23 protein-coding genes and 2 pseudogenes are annotated in these 26,327 nt (G+C 55.5%); 13 read left to right on the forward strand and 12 right to left on the reverse strand.

Annotated elements, in window-relative coordinates; genetic code table 11:
- Positions 1-47 precede the first annotated feature (47 nt).
- From HY29_RS12290 to HY29_RS12310, 5 genes are all read right to left on the reverse strand, one after another.
- Positions 48-452, reverse strand: coding sequence for a DUF2924 domain-containing protein (locus HY29_RS12290; protein WP_034797388.1), 405 nt, complete (start codon positions 450-452; stop codon positions 48-50).
- A gap of 77 nt (positions 453-529) precedes the next feature.
- The gene (locus tag HY29_RS18900) at positions 530-745 is read right to left on the reverse strand and encodes a DUF3489 domain-containing protein (RefSeq protein ID WP_155838311.1); all 216 of its coding nucleotides are present in this window, start codon (positions 743-745) and stop codon (positions 530-532) included.
- 86 nt (positions 746-831) lie between these two features.
- Positions 832-1,050, reverse strand: a complete 219-nt coding sequence (locus HY29_RS12295) for a hypothetical protein (RefSeq protein WP_034797390.1) — start codon at positions 1,048-1,050, stop codon at positions 832-834.
- Between the two features lie 719 nt (positions 1,051-1,769).
- Positions 1,770-4,841, reverse strand: coding sequence for an AAA family ATPase (locus HY29_RS12305; protein WP_034797394.1), 3,072 nt, complete (start codon positions 4,839-4,841; stop codon positions 1,770-1,772).
- Positions 4,838-5,980, reverse strand: a complete 1,143-nt coding sequence (locus HY29_RS12310; RefSeq protein WP_034797396.1) for an exonuclease SbcCD subunit D — start codon at positions 5,978-5,980, stop codon at positions 4,838-4,840. Before HY29_RS12310 ends, HY29_RS12305 begins: the two co-directional genes overlap by 4 nt.
- 74 nt (positions 5,981-6,054) lie before the next feature.
- On the opposite strand from HY29_RS12310, the gene HY29_RS12315 reads away from it, so the two are divergent.
- On the forward strand, positions 6,055-6,858 hold the full coding sequence (locus HY29_RS12315) for a BrxR family transcriptional regulator (protein ID WP_034797398.1): 804 nt from the start codon (positions 6,055-6,057) through the stop codon (positions 6,856-6,858).
- Between the two features lie 114 nt (positions 6,859-6,972).
- A pseudogene (locus HY29_RS19890) lies at positions 6,973-7,427 on the forward strand (DNA/RNA helicase domain-containing protein); the annotation flags it as partial.
- Positions 7,428-7,439: 12 nt separating this feature from the next.
- Here the strand turns inward: HY29_RS19890 and HY29_RS12330 are convergent.
- From HY29_RS12330 to HY29_RS12345, 4 genes are all read right to left on the reverse strand, one after another.
- Positions 7,440-7,886: a DUF5681 domain-containing protein gene (locus HY29_RS12330; RefSeq protein WP_034797404.1), complete on the reverse strand. Its 447-nt coding sequence runs from the start codon at positions 7,884-7,886 to the stop codon at positions 7,440-7,442.
- Entirely contained in the window at positions 7,879-8,322 is a 444-nt protein-coding gene (locus HY29_RS18560) for a DUF5681 domain-containing protein (protein WP_051601467.1), read from the reverse strand. Before HY29_RS18560 ends, HY29_RS12330 begins: the two co-directional genes overlap by 8 nt.
- Positions 8,312-9,661, reverse strand: coding sequence for a site-specific DNA-methyltransferase (locus HY29_RS12340; RefSeq protein ID WP_081811373.1), 1,350 nt, complete (start codon positions 9,659-9,661; stop codon positions 8,312-8,314). Before HY29_RS12340 ends, HY29_RS18560 begins: the two co-directional genes overlap by 11 nt.
- A gap of 263 nt (positions 9,662-9,924) precedes the next feature.
- Positions 9,925-10,236: a hypothetical protein gene (locus HY29_RS12345; protein WP_034797406.1), complete on the reverse strand. Its 312-nt coding sequence runs from the start codon at positions 10,234-10,236 to the stop codon at positions 9,925-9,927.
- Positions 10,237-10,358: 122 nt separating this feature from the next.
- On the opposite strand from HY29_RS12345, the gene HY29_RS12350 reads away from it, so the two are divergent.
- Entirely contained in the window at positions 10,359-10,568 is a 210-nt protein-coding gene (locus tag HY29_RS12350) for a helix-turn-helix domain-containing protein (RefSeq protein WP_034797408.1), read from the forward strand.
- A 126-nt stretch (positions 10,569-10,694) separates the two neighbouring features.
- Positions 10,695-10,862: pseudogene (locus tag HY29_RS18910) on the forward strand (Lrp/AsnC ligand binding domain-containing protein); the annotation flags it as partial.
- Between the two features lie 31 nt (positions 10,863-10,893).
- Here the strand turns inward: HY29_RS18910 and HY29_RS12355 are convergent.
- Both HY29_RS12355 and HY29_RS12360 read right to left on the reverse strand, forming a co-directional pair.
- The gene (locus HY29_RS12355) at positions 10,894-11,847 is read right to left on the reverse strand and encodes a Gfo/Idh/MocA family oxidoreductase (RefSeq protein ID WP_051601468.1); all 954 of its coding nucleotides are present in this window, start codon (positions 11,845-11,847) and stop codon (positions 10,894-10,896) included.
- 3 nt (positions 11,848-11,850) lie between these two features.
- A complete protein-coding gene (locus tag HY29_RS12360; RefSeq protein WP_051601469.1) occupies positions 11,851-12,492 on the reverse strand; it encodes a helix-turn-helix transcriptional regulator in 642 nt (213 codons plus the stop codon).
- Positions 12,493-12,573: 81 nt separating this feature from the next.
- Between HY29_RS12360 and HY29_RS12365 the strand changes: the two genes are divergently transcribed.
- The 6 genes from HY29_RS12365 to HY29_RS12390 all read left to right on the forward strand — a co-directional run bounded on the left by HY29_RS12365 (position 12,574) and on the right by HY29_RS12390 (position 20,830).
- Positions 12,574-13,608, forward strand: a complete 1,035-nt coding sequence (locus tag HY29_RS12365; RefSeq protein ID WP_081811375.1) for a threonine/serine dehydratase — start codon at positions 12,574-12,576, stop codon at positions 13,606-13,608.
- 1 nt (position 13,609) lies between these two features.
- Positions 13,610-14,821 (forward strand): lipase family protein, encoded by a 1,212-nt coding sequence (locus HY29_RS12370; RefSeq protein WP_051601470.1) that lies wholly within the window; start codon positions 13,610-13,612, stop codon positions 14,819-14,821.
- A 149-nt stretch (positions 14,822-14,970) separates the two neighbouring features.
- Positions 14,971-15,960: an alpha/beta hydrolase gene (locus HY29_RS12375; protein ID WP_034797412.1), complete on the forward strand. Its 990-nt coding sequence runs from the start codon at positions 14,971-14,973 to the stop codon at positions 15,958-15,960.
- Positions 15,961-16,163: 203 nt separating this feature from the next.
- On the forward strand, positions 16,164-18,383 hold the full coding sequence (locus HY29_RS12380) for a TonB-dependent receptor (protein ID WP_034797414.1): 2,220 nt from the start codon (positions 16,164-16,166) through the stop codon (positions 18,381-18,383).
- Positions 18,384-18,971: 588 nt separating this feature from the next.
- Positions 18,972-20,006: a Na+/H+ antiporter NhaC family protein gene (locus HY29_RS12385; protein ID WP_162176723.1), complete on the forward strand. Its 1,035-nt coding sequence runs from the start codon at positions 18,972-18,974 to the stop codon at positions 20,004-20,006.
- Between the two features lie 239 nt (positions 20,007-20,245).
- Positions 20,246-20,830: a TetR/AcrR family transcriptional regulator gene (locus tag HY29_RS12390; protein ID WP_051601472.1), complete on the forward strand. Its 585-nt coding sequence runs from the start codon at positions 20,246-20,248 to the stop codon at positions 20,828-20,830.
- Between the two features lie 16 nt (positions 20,831-20,846).
- Here the strand turns inward: HY29_RS12390 and HY29_RS12395 are convergent, their stop codons facing one another.
- Complete coding sequence (locus tag HY29_RS12395) at positions 20,847-22,223, reverse strand: MFS transporter (RefSeq protein ID WP_034797416.1); 1,377 nt, start codon at positions 22,221-22,223, stop codon at positions 20,847-20,849.
- Between the two features lie 102 nt (positions 22,224-22,325).
- On the opposite strand from HY29_RS12395, the gene HY29_RS12400 reads away from it, so the two are divergent.
- The 3 genes from HY29_RS12400 to HY29_RS12410 are packed head-to-tail and all read left to right on the forward strand — an operon-like array spanning position 22,326 to position 26,251.
- On the forward strand, positions 22,326-23,933 hold the full coding sequence (locus tag HY29_RS12400) for an amidohydrolase (RefSeq protein WP_081811381.1): 1,608 nt from the start codon (positions 22,326-22,328) through the stop codon (positions 23,931-23,933).
- Positions 23,934-23,975: 42 nt separating this feature from the next.
- On the forward strand, positions 23,976-25,076 hold the full coding sequence (locus HY29_RS12405) for a DUF2817 domain-containing protein (protein ID WP_034797420.1): 1,101 nt from the start codon (positions 23,976-23,978) through the stop codon (positions 25,074-25,076).
- Positions 25,073-26,251 (forward strand): mandelate racemase/muconate lactonizing enzyme family protein, encoded by a 1,179-nt coding sequence (locus HY29_RS12410; RefSeq protein WP_034797423.1) that lies wholly within the window; start codon positions 25,073-25,075, stop codon positions 26,249-26,251. The genes HY29_RS12405 and HY29_RS12410 overlap by 4 nt, the downstream gene beginning before the upstream one ends.
- Positions 26,252-26,327 lie beyond the last annotated feature (76 nt).

The following is a 26,327-nucleotide window of genomic DNA, read 5'->3' on the forward strand; positions in this document are numbered from 1 at the left end:
CTTGCGGGTATAGATGGCGCAGCGGATTGTCTGACGTTCGGGCTTCATCATGCCGCCCGCTTCAGACCGAAGAACCGCGGGCCGGACCATTTGGCGCCGGTGATCTCTTTTGCAATGGCAGAGAGCGATCTGTAGGTCTTGCCGCGATAGGAGAAGCCATTCCCCACGCGATCGACAACATGTGATACGCCGTTCCATTCGCGGACGAGTCTGGCATCGGATTTAAGATGGACGGTAGGACTAATTGTTCCGTCTTCATCGGCGATCGACCGAAGCTGCATCCTGAGACGAAGGCCCAGGCCGCCGCGTTCTGCGGCCTGGGTTTCAAACGCGACGATCCGACAGAGCAGGGGCCTGCTCAGGCCCTTGGGAGGCGGTGCATCGAGTAGTTGCTCGTAACGACCGACCAGATCGGTGCGAGAGAGAGCCTGAAGCTCGGTCATGAGCATCATTTGTTCACTCCGGCCATCCGGTAGCGGGATTGGCGCGAGCCTTCTGCAGGGGCGAGCTTTTCCACCTCAATCCCGGCCTACTTCAGGCGGGTGAGGGCGGCGCGAGTTGTGTGGGTCTGCCAGCCGAGCTTCGTCGAGAGGGCTTCAACGGTCATGCCGCCGGGCTTATTGAGAAGGCCTTTAAGTTGATCAGATTTTGAGGTCCGTGTTTTGTGTTTCGGTGTGGCGCGGTTGGATTTACTGTTTGTCATCGGGTTTCCTTTGAGGTCTGAAGAAGCGATCAGTGCTTCCACGACCCGAAGGCCCGGTTATCTGGCGGGCGTCCGCGGGGCTGCCCGCGACAGGACTACCAATGCTCGGAATAAGGCGGCAGTCCAGTCTATTCGCTCTGTGAGCGGATATATTCCCGCATGGCGGACTCGGCTTTGTCGCAGTGTGATTTTGCCTTGTCGAGAAGGCTGCCGAGGGATTGGATTTTCTGTAGGCGTTGGTCGTCCGGAAGATCAGGCAACTGAGCCTCTACGGCCTGCCCGCAGGCATCTTCAGCAGCCTCCAGAACTTTTATGATCCTGCGGCGGATTTGGTCGATTGCGTCCATGTTGGAGACGTGCGCTCAGGTCGACGCAGAAGTCCACGTTGCTGTCTCTCGTTTCGAAGGGAAAATCCCGAAACCGGACATTAGAATTCGCTTAGAAAGCACTTGCAGATGAGCAAGTCGGGCGAATTGCTGAGAGCAGGTATTCGTGATGCCTACTGGCAGAAACTATTCGGTGCTTATCTCTACCACTTTGTTTCGTACGACTTTGCTACATTCCTATTGATGTAGGCGTTCAGGCCATCGCCCTGGTCTGCCAACGTCTTCATACGGTCAACGTGGAAAGAGCCGGCGCTAGCGTATGTGTATTTGTAGTGCCTTTGTGCGCCACGCTCGAACTCGACCGTTATCCAGTCTTCACCGTACTGATAGCTTAGTATTCCTGAGTCACCGTCGATGTCTCTGTATCTCGGCATAGCCGTACTCCTTGTTGAACAAATCTAGCGTCAAATCATCTTCACCCTGGCCTATGGTTTCACCAACATGCAGGCACGGATGCTTGATCGTAGAAAGCCCCGGCTCTCCTTCGAAGTGTGCCCAACCACCATTTGGCATGTGGACGCTGATGATCTCCGCTCCGCAATTGGGGCAAGGGTGACGATAGCTGCGTTTCCTCTCACTGGTACCACGATCCTGCAGAACCCAGCATTCTCGAACATATACCACCCTACCGCAGCTCAAACGCCGAGTATGAAAACGCCTTCTGGAAAGTCGAGCTGCCATCAGATCGTGCTCCTCGCTTCAACCGTGCTGCCCAAAAGGCCTTTGCGGACATAGAACCCGTTCGGAATAGCTTCCTGGACAAGAGGGACGTGAGAAATCAGGCCAATGGCGCGGGATTGTTTGACGAGGTTGTTCAGAACGCTCAGGACCTGATCGAGGGTGCCTGAGCCATTCTCCGTGTCGAGGCTTCCGAATCCCTCATCGATGAAGATCGTATCCAGACGGACTTTCCCGCTTGCAGATTCGACAACATCAGCGAGACCCAGCGCGAGGGCGAGCGCCGCGATGAACGTCTCGCCGCCGGACAGCGTGTCGGTTGCTCTCGATTTGCCCGTATGGACATCAAAGACCTGGATGCCCAGACCACGGCTGCCACGACCACCCTCGGTGTCACGCTCGAGCTGGTAACGAGACGATGTCATCGGACCGAGCCGAAGATTGGCGGCTTCAAGGACGCGATCGAACATGGCCCCGATGGCGTAAGTTTCGAGCTTGAGGTTCAGCGGATTATCGCCATTCGCCAGCGCTGCGATCTTACGGAGGGGACCGGACTCGACTTCGGCTTCATCCAGTTTGCGCATCGTGTCTTCAAGACTTTGCCTCAGCTTATCCAGCTGACCGACACGGTTGCTGGCTGCGATCCGCTCTTCCGTTGCTTTGGAAAGGACTACTGAAGCAGCTTCATGAGCTTCCTTCATGATGGGAAGTTCCGGGCGCGTCAGATCGCCAACCGCCGAGGCTGCAGCGTTTGCGGCAGCCTGCGCCTCGTTCAATTGCGTCTCGAACGCTTTGACCGATGCACTATCTGACTCGATGGTCGCGATGGCGGGTTTGAGAGATTGGTATATTTCCTCCGTGAGCTCTTGCTCATACAGACGCGTCCGGAACGTCGCCTCAGATTTTTCGAGGCGGACTTTGCAGGCTGTATCCGACTCTTCAGCGCCCTTACGCGTGGCATCGGCGGAGAGGACGGCCTCGCGGGCCGTCTTGAGCCCAGCTTCGGCCTTGTCTTTTGCTTCGACCAGCGCGGTCAATTTACATGATGTCTCATCCTTGGCAGACGCGAGTGCACTCTCTGTGCGGAGCGCTTCGGGGACTTCCTCGAGTTTTCCATCGCGGGCGGCTCTGGCCTCGGTCGCGGCGTTACGGCATTTGTCAGCTTCAGCGCGAAGGCGTTCGGTCTCGGTCTCGATTTCCGCAATCTGCTTGTCGAGTGCATCGAGGGCCGCCTCGGCCTCCTCTATATTCATGACCGGACCAAGCGCGTTAATATCAGCTTCAGTTTGACGAACTTTCTCGAGAATGGCCGCGAGCGTGTCCAACGGCTGTTCGAGCGAAGACAAAGTTTCCTTTCTGGCCTCGAACGTGGCTTTCTGCCCAGCTAGTTTTTCACTGATCTCGCGGGCGGCGCGTTCAGCTTTTTCAAGCCGGGCGCGGGCTTCGCGGAAGGCCTGATCGCGTCCTGCATTCTCGATATCGCCCGTCGCGGGACTTGGATGGTCGGTCGATCCGCACACAGGACAGGGCGCATCGTTTTCCAGCTTGGTCGCGAGATGCAACGCCTGAGCCGCGGCAAGGGCTTGTTCTGCGGCTGCATAGGTGGCGCGCGCCTCTGCTTCCTGTTTCAGCGCCTCGGCTGAGGCTGCACTCTCCTTTTCAAACTCCGCTTTCGCCGACCGGGCAACAGCTTCTGCTTTCGCATAGTCCTCGGCTTCTTTCTTCTGGGTCAGGAGAAGCGAATGCGCTTTCGCAAGGTCACCGCGCACGCTTTCAGCGCCCCGGGCTGACTTAAGCGCGGCCGTGCGTTCCGCGCGAGTATTGCGCAACTGGCCGAGCCGATCTTTACTTTTCTCGAACGCCGCGCGGGCTATCCGCTGCGCCTCGAGCGCCGCCTCCACGGCTTCGGCGCTGGCTGACGCTGCTTCGAGAATCCCGGCAAATCTCTCAAGATCATCTTTGCGTTTGCGCGCGGCTTCCAACTCAGGCGCTCGTGCCTCTTCTCTTGCTAGGGCCTCGGTCGCGTCTTTGACCTTTTGTTTGGCCTGGCTCTGCGCTTCTTTAGCTTCGGAGAGCTTCGCCTCGGCGTCTTTCACGTCTCGCTTGGCGGCGAAGAGTTGCTCTTCCACATCCACAATCAGTCGGGCGCGGGTCGCCTGTTTCATCCGGTCGGCGATGGCCGTGAATTCTGCCTTGCGAGCTGTCAGTACGGTGAGCTTTTCCTGTGCTTGTTCCGATGCCACGAACTTTGCCTCAACCGCTTCGGCAGACCGAAACGCGGTCTCGGCCGCTTGCGCTTGTTTCTTTGCGTCGGCCTCAACTGTTGATCGTTCCTGAACCGCGGTTTGGGCTGCGTTTATGCCTTCGAGCAGGGCGTCCGTGCTCTCGAACCCTTCGGCTTTGAGCCGCCCGGCGCAGACTGCCCGTTCTTCGCGCACTTGCCGCTCCGCCTCCGCGGCCTTTTCCTTTAGGTCAGCCATTAGTGCCTGATAGAGCGAGACGTCGAACAGGTCCCGCAGGATCGTCACGCGTTCATTTGTTTTGGCGGATAGGAATTTCTCGAACCGACCTTGCGGCAGCAGCACAATCTGCCGGAACTGTTCAACGCCGTAGCCGAGAAGATCCGAAACGGCAGCATCAACATCGCGGACCTTCTTTTCTGCAATGATCTTGCCGCGCTTGTCCGCCGTGATCTCTTCTAGGGAAAGCCCGGTCGCGTCGAACAGATGAGCCTCGTGGGCACTCTTGGTTTCACCTTCGCCGCGCTGCTTCGGGCGCATCTGATCCGGTTGGCGAACGACCACGAAACGCCGCTCGCCCACATCGAAGACGAACTCGACTTCGGTTGTGAGGTCAGCCGGTGCATGGTCCGAACGAAGGGAAGTGCGATCCTGCTCCGACTTCGATGCCTCACCGAATAGAGCGAAGGTCATTCCGCTGAAGATTGTCGATTTGCCCGAACCGGTCTTCCCGTAGATGCCGAATAGGCCCGCTTCAACAGCGCTGCGGAAATCGATGATCTCCTTGTTCGCGTAGGGACCGAAGGCCTGGAGTGTGAGTCGGACCGGTCTCATTCCGCGTCCTCCCTATGCCGCAAGCGCGTGAGCGAAGCGTCGACCACTCCCTCATCGTCCTCAGATAAATCCTCAAGGCCGACCTCTGTCAGGAAGTTGCGAACCACGTCTGCAGGTTCGGCGGCCTCGACAGGCGGTCCGTTTACCGATTTGATCTCGGGTGGGTGCTCGTCGCGGGCGTAGATTAGCTCGCAGGCGTTCGGAAACACTTCCCGTAAGCGCTTCATCCCGTCGATGACGGGCGCATCATCCGTTAGCACCACCTTTATGAAATCTCTCGACGGATCGGAGAGTAGGAGTTCTGCATGCTTGCCGCGGAGAACCCGGGCACGCCTGACTGGCTTGAACGGCAGGGCCTCGACCGAAACCTGACCCGCTGCATCCATCTCGATCAGGCTCATCGATTTTCCCGAGTCGGCCTCATCGAAGCCGAAGGCGAGAGGCGAGCCGGAATAACGAATATGTTCCGCGCCTACCGACTGGGGTCGATGAAGATGCCCGAGGGCGACATAGTGAGCTCCGTCAAAAGCGGAGGCTCTGACAGTCTCTATGCCGCCAACCCGCGTCAGGGAACGCTCGCTCTCGCTCACCGAACCACCCGTGACGAAGGCATGCGCGACGATGATCCACCGCGCACCTTCCGGAAGCTCGGCGCGGGCGGCTGCGACCTGCGCTACCAATACATCTTCGGGCGTATCAATGGCCTCGCTCTCGAAGCACTCGCGTGCCGCATACTCGTATGCGAACGGCAGCGCCGAGATTGCAACCGTGCCATGCGGGTCTGAGAGCAGAAGCGGTGCCTCCTCAGCACTGATCGCGCCGCGGATGAGCCAGCGCGAGCGATCCGCCGCGATGGCTGACAGATCGATACGGTCCCCTGAATCGTGATTGCCCGCGATCATGGCGACTGCGGCGTCTGTTTCCGTTTTGATTCTCTGGAGAAACCCGGTGAACTGGCGCACCGCGCTTTGCGGCGGCGACGCCCTGTCGAAGACATCGCCAGCGATAATAAGCGCATCGACGCCATTCGCCTTCACCGCCTCGACGATCTGGTCGAGCACCGCTGCGTGATCCTCCTCAAGGGATATCCCGTTGAACTGACGACCGAGATGTAGGTCGGAAGTGTGTAGCAGCTTCATGGCTTGTTCCGTATATTTTTTATACGTATACTTTTTAGATGTATGGGTTAACAAGAGTCAAGAGAGGAAATCGGATGACGCTCGACGACCTGAAACATGCCCAGCGACAGCGCCTGTTGTTTCTCGACCGGTGCTTCACCTGGCGCGGCGTTGCGCGGCGGCGTGATCTCGCCGACCGATTTGGAATCTCGATTGCGCAGGCCGCCAATGATTTTCGGGCATATCTGTCGCTGATCACTCAAAATGCTCCAGAATACGACGCGCATCTAAAGGCCTACGTGGCTTCGCCCGATCATCAGCCGATTGCGCCTTCTTCGATGTTGGACGTATTCGGCGTTCTTGACACGGCCTCAGACGATGCGTTGCCCGCTGCGCTGCCCCGCGCGAAGCGGTGGCTGGACCCACATGTCGCGACCGTGCTTCACGACGCCATTTCGAAGCAGCAAAAAATCAGAATCGTTTACACATCGATGAACTCTGGTGAAACGGCTCCGCAATGGGTCGCGCCAACGCGGTTTATCTTCGATGGCGAGAGCATTCACTTTCGGGCCTACAGCTACAAACGCGGCGAGTACCGGAACTTTCACCCTGCAAGGATCAACCCAGAGGACGAGTTCCAAATTGATGAATTGGATACGCCGCTGCCCTTCGACATGGAATGGCATTCAGTCAGCACTATTTGGCTGAGACCGAGCGCAAGGCTCACCTCATCTCAAGCTTCTGTCGTTCGCAGAGAGTTCGGATTTAACGGTGACCTGCTTCGGATAGAAATTCGACAAGCACTTGAATTCTATTTTGATCGCCGTTGGGGTTTAAACGAACCGGGTGCACGTCTAGAAAAAGTAAAGACCGAAACCACGCTCTCCCAAGGAAATTGAGACCTGCAGACCGTATTTCTTATGTCTGCTTTTGCGCCCTATTCAGCCATACTGAAACTAGCACCAGCGCTTGAGAGCGCGAACTTCCCTGGGTAGTCGTCGCATGCGCGCGGGACAGAGCGCAATGGTTTGATCGCCTCATCCGGCGCGTATCGACTAAGACCTGAAGGTCTAAATTTGCGCGCCAGTATCGATCCGGGAAATTGGTTCCTCAATGGGCCGGACGATGTTCGATCGGCATATTACCTTGAAGAGGTTGCCACGGAATTCGACGTGCAGGCTTTGGAGCTGGACTGGGCGGGTGTCTGCTGGGATGCTGACCTCCGCTATCAGGGAGGGCCTGGAGCCATCACGCGTTTAAGGGAACGCGTTGGCGAAATGTGAATCAACCGGATCGCCAGCTTTATCTCAGGAACGCCTATCGGGTGATCCTTACGCGGGCGCCCCAGGGGATGGTTATCTATGTCCCCACCGGAAATGACACCAACCAAACTCATCTATCGTCGTTCTTTGACGGTATACTCAGCTATCTAATCAAGTGCGGAGTGCTCGCCGTCGATAAGGTATAGCAATCGGTTCCATCAATAGTCGTTTTCTTCTTCTTCTTCCTCGTCGTCCTCTAATGGACCTAGGTATTTTCCGTCATCGGTATATAAATCCCCATCAATGATATCTAACCCTATCGCGCGTGCGACGAGCAAGCGATGGTCGGGCTCATTTTTCCGTTCAATTCTCGCGAAGTTGATCCGCTCAAGATGATCTAAACCTAGTTTCAGAAGGTCGAAAAGGGGTTTACGTTTTCCACTAAGCGCTTCCTTGCACATTATCAGGAGACCGGCTTGCAAGGGTGAGAGTTCGACCTTGGGAGATTTCAGTGAGTTTGTCTTCACTGGCTCTGTCGCGATGGTGTATGCGTCGATCAGGTGATTTCTTTTCTTTTTGGGGCGTCCCTTTGGGTTGCCACTCTGACCTGTTTTCCACTGGCTATCTTTTGGCGGTTTGGCGTAGCCAACTTTGTAGCTACTCATCTTTATGCTCCCAGTCTTGATCCGTGCTCGTTCTGATGTCCTCTTCCGGGCAGAGATCCCTTTTCTCTTCCTCGAGAGCTTCATGGACGGCCCTACTCATCGTTATGAGTGGATCTTCCTCTTTTGGGACAGGAGGGAGGTCGATGAGGTTGTACTTTAGAGCCTTTTTGGTCACTCTTTCCATGAGTTTCATGGCTTGAAGGTCGCCGTTAACGACAAGCCGATGGAGTACGCGGATCAGAGCTGAAAACATAGTTACCTGCTCGCCTGTGTCACTCACGCGGACAGGCAAGGCTAGTAACCAGCTCAGATTGTCCTCAATGCCATCCGCTTTCCTTGGTCTTCCTCGTGGGTTTCCGGATTTTCCCTTCCTGAATTGGTTCCGTTTGGGCGGAGACTGGTACCCGATGGGGGCTTCATCATACTCAGGCATCATCAGCCCCCGCCATCGAGCGCGCTGCTGCCACCGTCTGGAATGTGTCTCCTGTCTCATCGAGAATGGCCTGCGTACCGGTGATGTCCTCGAACCGGCGACAAATCACGTCACAATAGACCGCGTCCAGTTCGATCAATCGGGCGATGCGTCCCGTCTGATGCGCCGCAATTAGCGTGGTCCCGGAACCTCCAAATGGATCGAGGACAATTTGCTTAAGCTTCGTGACGTCCCGAATGGCATCCTTGACCATGGCGACCGGTTTAACGGTCGGGTGGAGCGCAAGATCCTTCTGGTTCTTCCCGAAACTATTCACGCCTGCATATTGCCAGACATTGCTGCGGTGGCGGCCGGTCTCGCCGAGGCCGAACGTATTTGTATGCGGCGCGGTCCCGTGCTTGTAGACAAGAACAAGTTCGTGCTGGGATCGGTAAAACGTTCCCATGCCCGCATTTGATTTGACCCAGGCGATGAGGTTCTTCAGTTCGGAATAGGCAACATCTCCGGCTGCGAGCAGCTCGGGCAGGTGGCGCCAGTCCATGCACACAAAATGAATGGAGCCATCCCGACTGTATGTCGCCATTTGCACCAGACATTGGGTCAGGAAGTCGGTGAAGGTCGCCTTGTCCATCTCGCCGGATGCCATGGCAAACTCCCGGTGGCGAAAGGCCCCCTTGCCACAGACATTGCCATCGATCTTCACATTGTAAGGGGGATCAGTGAATACGCAGTCCGCGCGTTCATTCCCCAGCAGGCGGCCATAGGCCTCCGGATCAGTTGCATCCCCACAGAGGAGACGATGTTTGCCGAGGACCCAGACGTTACCGGAGCGAGTGATCGCTGGGCCGGCAACAGGCTCTGGTATGGCATCTGCTTCATCTCTTTCCGCCGCGCTGGTATCCAGGAGAAGATCGATTTCTGCGGTGTCGAAGCCGGTGATTTCGAGTTCAAAGTTGACATCAAGTTGGGCGAGGGAAGCTAGCTCGATCGCCAACAAGCCCTCATCCCACCCTGCACGCTCCGCCAAGCGGTTGTCAGCAATGCGGTAGGCCTGACGTTCCTCTGGGCTCAGATGAGACAGGCATACGGTTGGGATTTCCCGCATGCCGAGTTGCTTGGCGGCTAAGACACGACCATGGCCGGCGATGATCTCACCGTCATCCCCGATCAGGATTGGGTTGGTAAAGCCGAACTGACGAATAGCAGATGCAATCTGATCGATTTGCTTCGGCTTATGAGTCCGGGCATGTCGTACGTACGGTACGAGCTTGCCGATTTCGACATATTGGATTTTGAGCTGGAACTCGTTTGTTCCGTAACCATAAGATGTGTCTGCGGGCATGCACCTGCACTCCTTTCCCAACCCGGGGCGAGCAAAAGGCTCCGCGACGCGGGTATCAGTTAAACTTCATATCAGTGGGGGAGCCGAGCGGGCGCTGTGCGCTTCTCGTTGCGGCTGGAGTTGCAGAATTAGTGATTGTGAAAGAGATGGCAATGCATTTTTTGATCAGGAAATCTCCAGTCAAATAAGCCACTTATGTAAGTCTACGGAATAATAAAATATTACAGGGAAGTGGCGCGAACAAGTTTTTTCCAGATCATGGTCTATTTTCCGAGAAATTTGCGGGGAGCACGTTCTTCAATCTCGACTTCGCCAGAGCGAAGTGCTGCTTCGAAGGCAATCCGACGAATCTCTCGCAATATGAGTGAGATGGTGATCGACAGAAATCCGAGACCACTTAAACCAATACCGAACATAGCAAGTCCGAGGCCCTCAAGTTCAAAGCTTGACGCGTAAATGACTATTGTAATTCCAAGACAAATCAAAAGCCAACCGCCGATCACCCCGCCACCTTGGTGGCCTGCAGGCAGGGGTGGGCGTTCCCAATGGCGACGAACGGTTTTGTTTTCTGTCATATATCCCTCAAGACTGTTTGCGTTCAATGAGTCTCATTACCGCTCAGGTCGCGCCGGAGATCAAGCAAAAAAGAGACTCATAGTCTGTAGATCAATCGACAGCATCAGCGTCGCTTGTCTGCATGGATATCCGCAAGCGATTTGGCAAAAAACTGAGAGCTCTGAGGGAAGAGCAAGGCTGGTCCCAAGAAGAGTTTGCCGACCGGGCTGGGCTACACAGGACCTATGTGTCAGCGGTGGAGCGGGGTGTCCGAAACCCAACGCTCTCCGTCTTGGAGCGGCTGGCGAAGGCGTTGGGCGTGTCGATCGAAGAAGTATTTAAAGGCCTGTAGCGCCGACCGGTGATCTTTAAGTGCAGAAACTGCATGGTCTATAATTCGGCCTTCTGGGGCTTCCTATTATGCGGGCGAAGAAGTCCTGACTGTACCAACGGTTCGAATGTGGCTTTACCCACGGGCGTCGAGGAAGTGCACTCGGTCAGCGGTGAGTTTGACCTGATCGTGGTGATTGCAGCGCCTTCGATTCAGAGCCTCGAGGCCTATGTTGACAATGTTATTGCAATAGATGGTGTGGTGCGCACGCGTTCATCAATTATCCTGTCGCCCCGTATCAATCGACGCCCGTAAGTTAGGGATTTGCGAAGGCGACGGCTGGTCGTCAGCGTCGCGCTGACAGTCCCTGAATCGCGAGTTCAGCGATCGCAGCATCCTGTGCGCCAAGGCCTGTGAGGTCTACAATGGCAATAGAGTGCTCCTGTAGATCGATCACGCGTTGACCGAGCAGCACTTCACCAATCTCGATGATCGATGATGTGCCGGTCTGGACTGAGGGGGCGAGCGCTGCGCACTCCCCATATGCTAGGCACTGCTGCGTCGAATCTGTCAAAATGAGATCGGCCGCGGCCATCACATCCTTTGCAACTTCGGTCTTTCCAGGAGAGTCTGCGCCGATTGCGACAATGCGGAGGCCGGGGCGGATCATGTCGCGTGTAATTAAAGGCTTCTGGGATGGTGTGGTTGTAACGATGAGGTCGCACGCTCGCGATAGACTGGAAAGATCAGTCTGTACCGTCACTGAAAACGGGGACTCACCAAGATCCTGCGCCAGTTGCTGGGCACGTTCAATATTGCGCGCCCAGATCTGGACATGTTCAATCCCGAGATGCCGGGAGACCCAGATCGCGTGTAGCTTCGCTTGGGTGCCCGCGCCGACAATTCCCAATGATTTGATGGGGCTAGGTGCAATAAGGCGAGCTGCGATGGTGCCTGCCAGCGCCGTTCGCAAATCCGTGAGGGCGCCATCATCTGCGAGAACACAGATTGTGTGTCCGGTATGGGCGTTGAACGCCATCATCACGCCATTGCTGGACGTTAATCCGTACTCGGGATTCCTGTAGAAGTTGCCCGCCATTTTGACTACGAAATAGGGGGATCTGCAAATATGCGCAGATTTTAAGTGGAAATCGCCCGGCGGTTCCTGGAACCGTAAGTGAGCAACTGCGCCCGATTGAACATTTCCCAACGAATAATCACAGAATGACGACTCGATAGCTTTGATGGCAAGAGATGTATCTACAGCTCTCAGGATGCAGTCCTTGCTGTGGACTTGCATCGTTCAGTTCTGCTCTTGCTTGATGGCGGTAAGCTCATTGTAGATTGTTGCGCGGCTTACGCTCAGGATACGTGCAATATAGGCGGGCGCGCGGCGTTGTTCCAAGGCGCCCCTTTCTTTCAATGCCAGGATGAGTTTCCGGCGGGCGGGGCGATCAATCTCTGCGATCCGAACGTCATTCTCCGAACACCAACGGGCAACAAACTCATTTATGCGTTCGTGCCAGTCGTGGACGAATAGAGCTTGCACATCGTCTGTTCGCGGTTTCGCGCCAAGGAATCCATCGAGCGCGATGCGTATCTGATCAAACTGGCTGATATCAACATTGATGCAGAAAAGGCCGATTGCTTTCTCCTGATCGGTCAGGACAATCGAGATACATTTCAAGCGGCGTCCATCCCAATTCGTTTTCTCGTAGGGGCCGACCAGGGCCTGAGATACGTCGAACTCTATATCCTCAAGTTGCGATGGGTCGCCGGGCGTTCTCCGGGAAATTGAGTTTGCAATATGCGCAACGCTTTCGGTCGCAAGATCATGCACAACAACCTCTGCATAAGGAGCGAAAACGGCGGCAATGCCATCAGCGACAGCAAAGTGAGGGCGAAGCGCAGGTGAATAAGCTTCTGAATCCGGCAGCTGTTTCAAAGTTCTCTCCAAACGCTGTTGACAAAAATTCTAAACTAGAATTACCGTTAATTGCGTCTTCTAGCAAGTGGAATTTCTCGAATGGAACGGCCTGAGCGTGATCCCGGTAATTTTCCGTCTTCACAAGACGGGGAAGGTCAGGTCGACCTTGGTTTCCTTGCGGATAAATCACACGAAGCTCTTACCGTTCTCCGGCGCCGAACACCGGCAAGTCCCCTGATAGAGAGTCGGGTCCTCTCCGACCTGACCGGCGCTAAAGTCTTGCTGAAATGCGATCAAATGCTTCCGACGGGCGCGTTCAAGTTTCGAGGCGCATTCAATAAGCTCATGTCGCTCCCTGAGGCTCAGCGCCAATTGGGGGTGACAACTGCGTCGACTGGCAATCACGGTCTGGCCGTCGCGACGGTGGCGGCAGAGCTAGGTATTACCGCGACAATACATGCGCCAGAACATGCGTCGCGTGCCAAGGTGGATGCCATTCGGGCCCTCGGTGCAACGGTCGTCCTGCATACAGCAGACCAGCTGACAATAGAACTCGAAGCCAGACAAATTTCTGAACGGATGGGGCGGGTCTTTGTATCACCCTATAATGATCTCGAAGTGATTGCTGGGCAGGGAACTTGCGGGCTTGAAATCCTTGAGGAAGCGCCGGTGGACGCGGTCGTTGTGGCAGTTGGTGGCGGTGGTTTGCTTTGTGGGGTCGGAGCTGCGCTGCGGACCGGGTGCCCGAATGCGGAGTTGCTGGCGGTCTGGCCCGAGAATGCGCCAAGCTTGTTTCAGTCCATGAAGGCCGGGCGAGCTGTTGACGTGGACGAATTCCCGACACTGGCAGATGGTACGGCGGGCGGCGTTGAGCCGGGGTCCGTTACAATTTCACTTGCGAGCAAGATTGCCCCCCGTTCGGCTTTGGTTTCTGAGCGGGATATTGCTGCCGCCATGGTGCTTCTGGCGCACGAAGAGCGGCTGATTGTCGAGGGCTCAGCGGCCCTTGCTGTAGCCGGGTTCATTGCATGCGCACAAAGCTTTGCGGGCAAGACGGTAGCCATAGTACTTTGTGGACGGAATATATCGTATGAGAAGTTCGAGCAGGCTCTCGCAGTCGGCAAAGGTGTGTAATATGTCGATGAGTACGAGAGCCATTAGCCTGATTGCGAGCTTGCTGCTTGGAAGTGGGTGCGCAACAGCGCAGCTGGATTCAGCGGTACCTTACGATGGGCGTGTTTCTGAATTCTATTCATGGGAAGAATCGGTGCCCGAGATGCCGGGAGAGATGCTTCGTAAGGCGCCTCTTGCGGACGCGCTTTCTGTCCCGGGTGCCGCGCGGGCTGAGCGGATACTCTATTCCTCTACGAATGGGATTGACGACCGGACACCTGTCGTCGTGTCCGCAGCGCTATTTTACCCGCAGGGAGATATGCCCGAGGGTGGCTGGCCGGTGATCGCCTGGGGACATGGCACAAAAGGAGTTGCGGATATCTGTGCGCCTTCCTGGACTGGCATGACATATCGTGACCGGACCTATCTTTCAAAATGGTTGTCCGAAGGTTTTGCGATCGTTGCTTCGGACTATCAGGGGCTCGGCACGGCCGGACCACACCCCTATATTGCCGGACGGGCCGCGGGCTATTCGATTCTGGATTCCGCGCGCGCAGTCACGCGCTTCACGCCGGAGCTGTCAAACAAGGTTCTCCTGATGGGGCAATCGCAGGGAGGTGGGGCTGTCACGATCGCTGCCGCCTATGCGCCAGAATATGCCCCTGAGCTCAATATTATTGGCGTTGTCACAACCGGCGCAGGAATAATCGATCTGGAAGGGCCAGACTTGCTCGGCGATTCCGAAGCAAAGATCGATCCAACGTCTGCCTATGCGCTTTATGTGGTGCGGGCATTATCGTTGCTGGATCCCAAACTCAGGCCTGAAGACATGCTTACACCGAAGGCGATGACTGTTCTGCCGCTGGCGGATACGCGTTGCGTGGCGGACCTTGAGTACGACGTGACTATTGCAGAACTCAATTGGTCAAAAACGCTGAAGCCCTATGCTCTCCAGGTCATCAAGGAACACATAGACTTCTTGAATCCGCCCGAGACGGGTTATGCGGCGCCGTTTTTCATGGGGACGGGGGCCGATGATATCGATGTGGCGCCGGAATTTCAGGAAGACCTCGCCCACACAATATGCCGTACGGGGGTGAGCGTCCAACATCATGTCTATAAAGGCGAAGACCACAGCACTGCACTAAACGCGTCGCTTGAGGATTCGATTCCATTCGTTCGAAGGCTGATGGTAGGTGGAGCCGTCGAGAGCACTTGTGGGTCAGGCGAATGAGTAGGCTTCCGCAGTTCCGAACAAGCGGTACGAGCCCGCGTAAGCTGACGGCCCGTGTTGTTGCGCTCTGTGCTGCATTCGCCATGGTCGCGTCTTGCGTGACATCAGTAAGCAGAGAAAAATTGGTTGAGAGTGGGAGTGATAACGCAATGTCAAAAGAGACGCCTGACAGGTTCTGGATTGCAGACACCATTTCACCAGAGGCCAGGGCAAAGATGGAAGCACTGGTGAGTTATGCTCGTGCGTATCAGACAAATGAAATGCCAGCAGTTACATCCGAAGACTGGCAAGCCCGGCGGCAGGTGCGGGAGCAGATGATGGAGCTGTTTAACGCCCCGATGCTTGAGCGGCTGAAGCCGTCAATTGAGGACGTCGAACTCGGGGGGATCCCTGCTTTAAAAGTCACGCGAAATAAGCCGGGCCCAAGCAAGAGTACAATCCTCTACGTACATGGCGGAGGCTTTACGTACCTTTCTGCCAGGTCATCACTTAAATCGGCTGTGCTGATGGCGGAAGCGACGGGTGATACGGTATATTCGATAGACTACACGCTCGCCCCTGAAGCCAAGTGGGACGAGATCACGATGCAGGTTATTACCGCTTATCAGGCGCTCCTGAACGAGGGATATCGTGCAGACGAAATCGGCTTCTTTGGCGACTCCGCGGGCGGCTCCATTGTTGCGGGCAGCACATTGCGACTAAGAGATATGGGGATACCGATGCCAGCGGCGCTTCTGCTTCACTCTCCTTCCACAGATCTTACAGGAGCCGGCGATACGTTTACCACGCTCGCATTTTTTGATCCCGGTCTGGAGAAAGAGGACACCCTCTACCGATTGAGCCAGTACGCTGGGTCGGACGACCGGAAGAATCCCTATGCGTCGCCAGCCTATGGAGATTTCAGAACCGGATTTCCTCCGACGCTGATCCAGACGGGTACGAGGGAGATGTTGTTGAGCGATTCTGTCCGTCTGTATCAGGCGATAGAACGTGACGGTGGGGATGCTGTTCTGGATATCTATGAAGGCATGCCCCATGTCTTTCCGTCTCTGTTGGACGGCACGCCGGAGTCCGACGCAGCATATTCAAGAGCGACGAAATTCTGGCATGAGTACCTCAAGCCGGAGCCGCCTGCTTAAGACAACACCGTATAATGAGAATAGAGTTTTGTGCCTCCCTTCTGTGTGGGAGTGCTGATTTCTTCAATGCGGAAACGACCTCAATAGCGTCACTGACCCAAGCGTCAACCAATCGTGAAGCGACGCAATTTTCAGCGGTCCTCTGCGCCTCAAACCATCACAATACATCATCCAAATTCAAAATCAGATCGGGGAGTAATAAAATGACTGACTTAACAAAGAGACTACTAGCAACAGTAGCAATCGTTCCGGCTGCTTTTTTTGCGACATCATTCTGTGTCGCTGCGGCACAGGAGTCATCTGCATCTGCGAAATCATCCGATGCGGATCAAAGATATGTTCTGAACAGCGTTACGGTTACGGCCAGTAAACGTGAAGAAGATATTCTGGATGCACCCTATTCGATTTCGGCAGTAACCGGCGAAGATCTTGAGAGGGTCGGTGCGAATGAATACAGGGATTATCTGACGACGGTGCCTGGTGTCGCGCTGGTTGAGACGGGTATCGGGTCGAACAATGTGATCATTCGTGGTCTGGCTACCGCAGCCGGAGGAAGTACTCTCTCTGGCACTGTGGTCACCTATTTCGATGAAGTGGCGCTCAATGATGGTACAGGAGCGATTGAGGTCGAGCCTGTCGATATTGAGCGTATTGAAATTCTACGCGGACCACAGGGCACCTATTATGGTGCCGGCTCGATCGGTGGAACATTGCGGATTATTCCAAACCGCCCACAGCTTGATGACTATTCAGCATTGCTGGTCGCGACGGCCAGTTCTGTCAACGGCGCAGATGACTTAGGGTCAAACCTCACTGCGACGGTCAACCTTCCCATCGTGGAAGGCAAAGCCGCAGTCCGCGGCTCTCTCTATCGGCGCGATGAACCAGACTATGTTGACAATTTGCAGATGGGCGAGAAGGTTGGGGGCGGCACAGTCTCCGGCGGTCGCCTGGCGCTTTCGCTAGAGCCGACAGAACAAATGGACATCCTGTTCCAGGTCATCAGTCAAAGTACCGAGGCAGACGGGCAGAGAATCCGGGAGCCGTTCGAAAATCGCGGCAATGCTCAGAGGCGCCGCGGCGATGAGTTTGGCGATACAGATTTTGATCTGTACAATTTGAACGTTGGGTATGAGTTTGACACGGTGCGCCTGGACTCGGTCACGGCCTATTATGAGACTGATTTCAAGGGACGCCGCGATGCGTCCCTGTTCGATGGGAATGTCCAGGCTCTTGCCGGGCCTCCCGGCCTGTATGGCCTGAATTCATACGATCTCTATGCAGATGACATGGTAAAGGGTGACGTGTTTTCACAGGAGCTTCGGCTGGCGTCTCAGACCGAGTCTCCGGTTCAGTGGCTTGTGGGGGCCTTCTATCGCAAAGAAACTTCGGACCGTGCCCGCATCTTTACCGAGGATGCCCTTCTGGGAAAGATTCTTGAGATTGACCGCGATATCGACACCACGCAGTGGTCCGGATTTGCGGAAGCGAATATTGATCTTCCGGGTGCGTGGGGCCTCGACCTTGGTATCCGTTACTCCGACTATGAACAGGACGTCACAGTGGATGCGGACTCCGGTACGCAGGCCGAGAAAGTGTGGACACCACGGTTCAATCTTCGCTTCGAGCCGAGCGAAGACCAGCTCTACTATTTCCAGATCTCCAAGGGATACCGTCTCGGCGGGTTCAATGGCGCGCCGCCAAATCTTCCAGGCGTCAACGTACCCAATGAAGAACAATATTACTCCTACACGTCTGATTCCCTTTGGAACTACGAGGTCGGCACGAAACAGGTGTTCGCGGGCGGCCGGGGGAATCTAAGCGGCGCGGTCTTCTTCGCCGACTGGACGGATATTCCTATCTATCTGACGCTTGCTGGCGGAGCCTATACACCACTGGTCAACTTCGGCAGCGCGACCAGTAAGGGGGGTGAGGCGGAGTTCAGTTACTTGCTCAAACAAGGTCTCACGGTGAGCCTGAATGGCTCGTATGTGAAAACAAAACTTGATGGAACCACGGGGTATAAGTCTCAGCGGCTTCCAGCATCTCCTGAGGTTATGCTCAATCTCGCATTGGCTTACGAAAGGCCACTCCAGAATGGGTGGACGATGTATGCCAATGGCAATGCCAATTATGTGGGCTCTTACAAGTCACATCTCTATGAAGAATTCAGAGACAACGTGATTGCCAATCAGCTGGATACACGCTTCGGTGTTACAGAAGACAAGGAAGTGGGGGACTATACGGTCGTCAACGCGAGGGTGGGCATTCAGTCTGATTCATGGGATTTTTCGGTGTTCGCCAAAAATCTTTTCGATGATGACACCGCTACTCTGTCTAATGCCTTCTCTTATGCGGGCGCCCCCGCTGAATCGTTCGTCATGCCTCAAACGTTTGGTGTGAGTTTGAAGAGAAGCTTCTAAATGCCTGGAGGTTGGGCCAGATCTGCTAACTGGCTCCGCCTCTCATCGCCTCTATGGTTGGACAGCGCGCGACCCGCGGTGTTCGAATCGTATTATTCCGGCTCCATCGAAGCATACCAGAGAAGCCTATTTGAACATGCCGGGAAGAGGCTTAGACAATGGCTGAAGATGCAGATGTTCCTGGTGGCAACCCCGGGCTGGTGCAGGCGCTTATCCCTCTGGTGTGCCTGTTTGCCCTGCTGACGCTTGCCGTTCAGGTTTTTGGAGATGGGGCGACCAGCGGTCCGGTGCAGGTTGCACTTATGTGCGCAGGATTTTGCGGTGGTCTGGTTGGACTAAGCAACAATGTTTCCTGGAGTGAACTCGAAAATGCTGTATCGAGTTTGTGTAGTATGGTTATGGTCCCCGTGCTGCTACTGCTCTCGATCGGCGGTCTGGATCGCATCCGGTGTCATTCCGTCCCTCATCGTATATGGGGCTGGCCTTCTGCACCCTTCTTTCTTTTGTGCAGCCGCTCTCGTTATCTGTGCGGTTGTTTCCCTGGCGAGTGGGAGCGCCTGGACAACTGCAGCGACATTGGGCGTGGCGTTGGTCGGGATCGCACAAGCGTCGGGGATCTCGCTGCCTGTCACAGCCGGTGCCATCATTTCCGGTGTCTATTTCGGCGACAAGCTATCGCCGTTGTCCGACACCACGAACCTCTCATCGAGCATGGCGGGCGCCGACCTATTCGTACATATCAGATACCTCCTCTCGACCACGCTTCCCGCATTCATGATTGCGCTCGTTTTCTTTCTGGCGCTGAGCTTCATGTCCACCCCGGAAGTCAATACTGCACAACTGGAACTTCTGGCATCTGAGCTGAATGAGAAGTTCCGCATCAGCGCCTATCTGATCTTGCCGATGTTTGGGCTGATTGGACTGGCGGTCCTCCGGATGCCGCCGCTTCCGGCCATCGCAGTCTCTATTGTCATTGGAGTGCTTATTGGTCTGATTTTTCAGTCGCCGGAAGCGGGGCAGGGGGGGCAAAGAATTTTTGGTTATTGGAACATCGTGGCGACCGGATACCATACCGATTCCGGATCTGCTGCGGTGCAGGCGCTCCTGTCACGAGGGGGCATGGAAAGCATGTTGTCCACAGTCTGGCTCATCATCTCAGCGATGTTCTTTAGTGCCATGATGGATCGCTCCGGGTGTCTTGCGAAAATTGTTCAGACAGTCATCGGCCTTATGCGAAAAGACCGGCATATTTTTCTGGGCGCTGGCGTTACGGCCCTGGCAGGAAATATCGTTGCTGCTGATCAGTATCTGTCCATCGTCCTGTCAACCCGTATGTACGTCGATGAGGTGCAGGCACGCCGGTTCCAACCAGAGATGTTGTCACGGACGGCCGAAGATTTCGGAACGGTGACATCTGCGTTGGTGCCATGGAATACTTGTGGCGCATTCATGTCCGCGACGCTTGGTGTCGCAACGTTCTCATATCTACCATTTTGTGTTTTCAACATTGTCAGCCCAGTGATCGCTGCCTTCTACATTTCTACGGGGCTGGCAATCCGGCAACGTCCTGAAGCGGATGCACTGAAAAGGTCTGTTTCGGAAACCGAATTGTCTCCCCGGTAGTTTCCAGGCCTGCCGGGTCAGCTTTGGGAAAATCAGTCCATTCTCGAGATCTTTCCGGAGTTTGGCATTGCGAATGTCCAACGCTATGCGTAATCGCCTGCCTCTCATGCTGGCGATGGTGTCAGAGAACGTTTGAGACCTGCCGCAATTTGTGCCACGCGGTAACGTCACAGGCCTCTTGTGGGTGGGGCGTGGGTCGGATGCCGGCTGGTCGTATTGAGGTTTGAAGGATAGCCCCCATGGCAGGTCAAAATGGAAAGACAACCAGGGAGGCGATGCTTGAAGCAGCCCAGGACATCCTCGCGGACAGCGGCCTCGAGGCACTGAACTCGAATGCAGTTGTTGAAAAAGCCGGCGTGACACCCCCCACTTTCTATCACTATTTCCCCAACAAGCATGCTGTCCTGCGTGAGCTGGGCATGCGGATGATGGACGCTCAGAATGAAGTCCTGAGGGCAGACACAGGTCTTATGATTTCAACTGAGGCTGAACTTGAGGCGGCCTGTTTCAATTCAATTCAGAAGTCGTACGAGATGACCCGGGCTTTCCGGGGGGGCTATGCGTTGCTGGTTTCCCTGCGTGCGGTCCCGGAGCTGAAAGAGGTGAGGCTGAACTCCCATGCGGAGATGGCCGAGCTTCTGACCAATTATATGATTGAGCAGAAGCTTTGCGACGACTTCGACGCCGTCGTGGTGCGCGCAAGACTTGGCGTTGAAATGCGCTACGCCGCCATTGAGATGTTGTTCGAGACGAATTTCAGGCATGAGCAAACCGTACTCGAATACACGGCCAAAGCGTTGACCCGTGTCTATGATTTCTTCTGACACTTAACGGGGCAGGCTATGTTGTCGAGCTTGTGTCAGCGCCATGTGAGGCGGCCGCACTCTTCACGCCAATCATGAGTATGCTTCCAGCGACAAACAGAATGGCAAGGCTGCCAAAGCCGATGCGCTGATTGTGCGTGAGGAACGTCGCAGCAGCGACCAGACCGGGGCCAAGCCAGACCGTGACCGTGCTCGTCATTGCATAAATCCCAAAGAAGTGGCCGATCTTGTCGGGCGGACTTAGCTGAACAAGCAGGGACCGGCACGAGCTGTATGCGGCGATGATAAGCGCGCTTATTGGAACAATGGTCACGATGTAGATCAGGTCAGCAGAATGCGTAAATGCATCCCGGTTGGCAGCTTCGGTGGACAAGGGGATCAGGCCGAACAGGATCGAATCTTTCTGGATTCCGATCTGGAAAAAGAAGAGGGCCGTAATCGAAAAAAGCTCAAACAATATGGCGTTTCTGGCTCCAAAGAGCCGGTCTATGGCACCGGCAGACAGGCCTCCGACCACGACAGAACAGGTGGCAATAATCCCCATCATGGCCGTTTCACTTTGCCGCCAGTCCAATGTGCCGGCGACATAGACCGCGCTAATGGCAAAGAGGGCGTTCAGGCCATCCATGAAAACCATCCGGGCTACCAGGAACCGCATGATGTTGGGATATTCTTTGAACAGGGCTTTTGTGGCTTTGATGGGCTCCCAGGTTGTCGGAAAAAATCGCGCCGTCCGCCAGTTGGCGCCAGGATGATGGAAGTCCGGCATGCCCAGATAGAAGGGGACAATGAAGACAAGCATCCAGACGGCACTGAACAATCCCGACAAGCGCGCGATATCGGTTTCGGCAAGACCGAAAGGCGGTGATCGCATCAGCGCGATAATCGCAAGAAGAAGCACAACCGCGCCAAGGCTTCCCAGTGAGAAACCCAGGCCCGAAATGACGGAAATCTGGCGCACGTTACCAGCTGCAGGCAGCAAGGCGTTGTGGAAAAGCTCGGTTATTGAGTAGGCGCACCCCGCCAGACCAAGCAAGACCATTCCCAGTGGTATGGAATAGCTGGCGCCGGGCACAACGAATCCCAATCCAGCGCTTGTCACAGCCAGCAGCATGATAAGGCCGAGCAGTACAGGTTTCTTCGCGCCGCCACGATCCATGAAGCCCCCGAGAAAGGGGGCAATCAATGCCATGGCCAGCCCGGCGATTGTTACAGTTGAGCTGAATATGGCCTGTCCGCGCGCGCTGTCTCCGATGACCGTCTCAGAGAAGTAGGCGGAAAAAACATAGAGGACGACGACATAATAGAATGGGCTTCGCGCCCAATCGAAGCTGGCCCACCAAAGGCCGGTCATGGGCAGAACGCGTGTGTCAGAGTTGAGTGATTGCGTCATTTTTGTCCGCCCGATGCCTGTGGTATAGTATTTACTATAGACTTTTCTTGTCATCGGTGGCATCGAGTGTCCAGCACTAAGTTCGGGAGGCGCGGTCTGGAGATGACGGCTTATCTTTTTCGGAATGGACCAATCGTCACAATGGACGAGTACGGATCAAGCCCGGACTGCATGATCACACTTGATGACCGGATCGTCTTTACCGGTGTTTTGGCTGATGCCCTTGAATGGGCGGACCAGCGCGGTGTGTCGGTAACCGAATACGACCTGGGTGGCGCGACAGTATTGCCAGGCTTCATCGATGGGCATCTTCATCCTTTGCCCATGATCTTTTTTGCTATGAACGCCAATTTCGAGGGCGCAGAAGACATGGGTGATGTCCGCGCCAGATTGCTTTCGCACGTGGGGGAGGTTGAACCTGACGAGTGGATTGTTGGCGTGCAGTATGAAGGCAAGAAGATGCCAGCGGGGCAGGTCCTCTCGCGCCGGGAACTTGACGAAATTTGTCCCGACCGACCTGTTCTCATCTATGCGCGTGACGGTCACTGCGTGATCGTGAATTCGGTTGTCTTGCAACAAACCGGCATCAACGAGACCACACAGGATCCGGATGGCGGGAGTATCGGCCGGTATGATGATGGTACGCTGAATGGCCTGTTTCATGAAAAGGCTGCCGGCCTGCCGCTTCAGCACATGCCGCGCCCCTCGCGAAAACGCATGCTGAAGGCCAGTGCCGGAGCATTTGAGGCGCTCGCTGAAAATGGCATCACATCTATCGGGGCCATGCTGCAAAGTGATGAGGAAGGACCGGGAGGCGCCGCTTCGAGCCGGGAAAGCGTATTCTTTCCGAACATACGCCACCTTATTCCTCAATCCGTGTATTCCATTATCATCGGCAAAACACTGGACGGGATAAATACCCTGGTTGAGTCATCCGCCGATATGGATGACAGTCCGTCAAAACCGCGTGCGTTCAAGATATTTGCGGACGGGACATTCGGTTCGTGTACAGCGTGTATGAGCGAGCCCTACGCCGACAAGACTTGCACACACGGGTATATGACGCTTTCTGATGACGAGATTTACGGCCGTATGACGGCGGCCCATCTCGCCGGATACCAGATCTGCATACATGCCGTTGGGGACCAGGGAATCGCGAACTGTGTCGATCTGTTTGAGCGTCTATTAGAGGAATACCCTCGGGATGATCATCGGCATCGGATAGAGCATGCGTCAATCGCTTCCAAACCGCTTATCCGGCGGATAGCTAAGCTGGGCCTGGGCATATGCACCCAGCCTCTCTTCATCCGGTCTGAGAAGGATTGGTTGCCCAAGCGGTTGGGGACCGGGCGATCGGGCATGTCGTATCCTTTTCGCGACTATCTTGATGCGGGCATCATTCTGGGTGGATCATCGGATGCGCCTATCGAGGATACGGATGTTATTGCCGCGCTGGACTATGCGGTGAACAGGGGCGGCTACCATCCCGAACAAGGCGTCACGCCAATGGAGGCCGTCTCCATGTTTACGCGAAATGCCGCTTATCTGCAGTTTGAAGAGGCTGAAAAGGGCACGCTTGAGGTTGGAAAGAGGGCCGATGTCGTTGTTCTCAGCCAGAACCCGCTGGACGTCCCACCGCAAGACATCAGCAAACTCAAAGTTGTTCGCACGATGATCGGCGGCACTTTCGTCAACAGCGCCGAGGCATAGGCGTTCGGGCTCGTTACAAAACAGGACAAAAGGAATTCGCGCGTGCCTTCTTTCTTCTCTCCCGATTATCGGGCGGCCCGGAACCGGCTCCTCTCACTCACTCAGCAAACCGGAGGCTGGGCTCACGAAGCCATCAGGCATCCTTTGAACGGTGCTGATGGCGGGGATCTTTTTACAGACGTGTTCTGGAAAGGTCCGAAAGACGCGTCGCGTGTGCTCGTCATCAGCAGCGGGACGCATGGCGCTGAAGGGTTCTGCGGGTCGGCTGTGCAGTCTCAGTTTGTTGCAAGCGGCCTGACGCTCCCGGATGATCTCGCCATCATGCTGGTGCATGCGATCAACCCGTTCGGGTTTTCCCATTTGCGGCGCGTGAACGAAGAAAATGTCGATCTCAATCGCAACTTTATCGACTTTGACACTGAGCTGCCTGTCAACGAAGCGTATCGCGACCTGAATCATTTGCTCAATCCTGTCGAGATGACGCCAGAAAAGCTGGATGCTTCGTTGGCGGAGATCATGCGCCTGCAATCCACCATGGATTTCCTGACCTTCTTCAAGGCAGTCTCGGGCGGACAACATGAATTTCCCGCCGGGGTTCAGTTCGGCGGCCTTGAGCCACAATGGTCACGGAAAACTATTGAGAGAATTTGGGACGTCTATCTCAGCAAGGCGGAGATTGTCGTCCAGATTGATGTGCACACAGGACTTGGTCCATCTGGCGTTGGTGTCCTGATGATGGCGGCCAATCCTGACGAGCCACATAAAGCGATCACGGCCGATTGGTTTGGCACCATGATGGTGTCACCGCGCCCGGCGCGGCAGGAGGACAACGCTTTCGGTGGTTATATGAATGCAGGCATGGAGCAATGCCTGGCAGATACATGGGTCATTCCAATGACACTGGAATATGGCACCGAGCCGCCCGAAGTGGTTTTGCGTGCGATGATCGAAGACAACTGGCTTTGTCATCATGGCGAGATTGATAGCGAACGCGGGCGAGCGATCAAGGAACGCCTGATGAGGGTTTTCTACCCGGACAGCAAGGTCTGGGAGTCACAGGTTCTGGCTCGGGCAGAAGAGGTATTCGCGCAGGCTTTGGCCGGACTGGCTGAGCTGAGTGTCGCGAGCAAGGAGACAACATGAGCAGTGTGCAAGATCCCATTCGGAAAATCGAACTCTTTCCGATATTCGTTCCGTTTAAAGAGCACATCCGCGACATGCTGCAGGGCGGCAGCGGAAAAGTGGCCATGGGTCTTAAGGTGGAAGACCATTGGCTTGGCGCCGACTTTCTTCTCTGCCGGATGACAACGGAGAATGGCGTCGTAGGTGTCGGCGATATCTATGTCTGGCTGGTGGAGGGGGCGGTGACCCCCGTCCTCATGGCGAGCCTGATCAAGGACCACCTGGCACGGTATGTCCTGGGCCGATCTGCTTTCGATATCGGATCCATCAACGACAAATTCGATAACAACGTTGCGCGCAACGAAATGGCAAAAGGCGTGCTGGACCTGGCGCTATACGATGTTGCCGCCCGCACCATTGAGCGTCCCGTATATGATCTTTGTGGGGGCAAACAGCTCGACCGTATTCCGATGAGCATGGTCCTTCCGCTTACCAGCGTCGACATCATCCTTGAGGTGATACAGCGAGGGATCGAAGCGGGCTTGCGGTCATTCCGCTGCAAGCTGGGCGACGGTCTTCGCCGCGATGTCGAGATCATCAAGGCGGTACGCGAACTTATTGGCCCGGATGCCGCGCTGCGCGTCGATTATAATCAGGCCTATAATCCGAATGAAGCGCTGGCCTGTATCGAGGCGATCGCGCCCTATGGGATCGACTTTGCGGAACAGCCCGTCAAAGGCGACGATTTTGTCGGAATGGCCTGGGTCCAGTCGCGTACGAACGTGCCTTTAATGGCGCATGAAAGTGGGTTTGGGCTCCGCGATATCGTCACACTGGCTGATATGGGCGCTGTCCGTGCCTTCGGGATCAATCCTGAACGTCCCGGCGGCATGACGAATGCGTTGAAGGCGATTGATTATGCCTCGGCACGCGGCCTGGACGTTGTTCTTCACAATCAGCCGTCGGGACTGGGCAGTGCTATCCAGCTCCATATGCATGCGGCCCGTGCCAGTAAGATCAGGCATGCATCTGAATTGCAGGGTCATGTCATGATGGAACACGATTTGTTGAAGGAACGCATCGTCTATGAAGATGGCTACGCCAATCTTCCGACGGGTCCCGGCTGGGGCGTGGAGGTCGATTTCGACGTGGTGGATAAGTACCAGATCCAGCCAACCGTCGTTATCGAGGCCTAATTCGACAAGCCGCTGGTATCGGGGGGGCATTGTCAGGGCAAACTGCCTTGAGGCGTAGGGCAGGGGCGTTTAGCCT

It is taken from the genome of Hyphomonas beringensis (assembly GCF_000682755.1).
GTDB classification, from domain to species: Bacteria; Pseudomonadota; Alphaproteobacteria; order Caulobacterales; family Hyphomonadaceae; genus Hyphomonas; species Hyphomonas beringensis.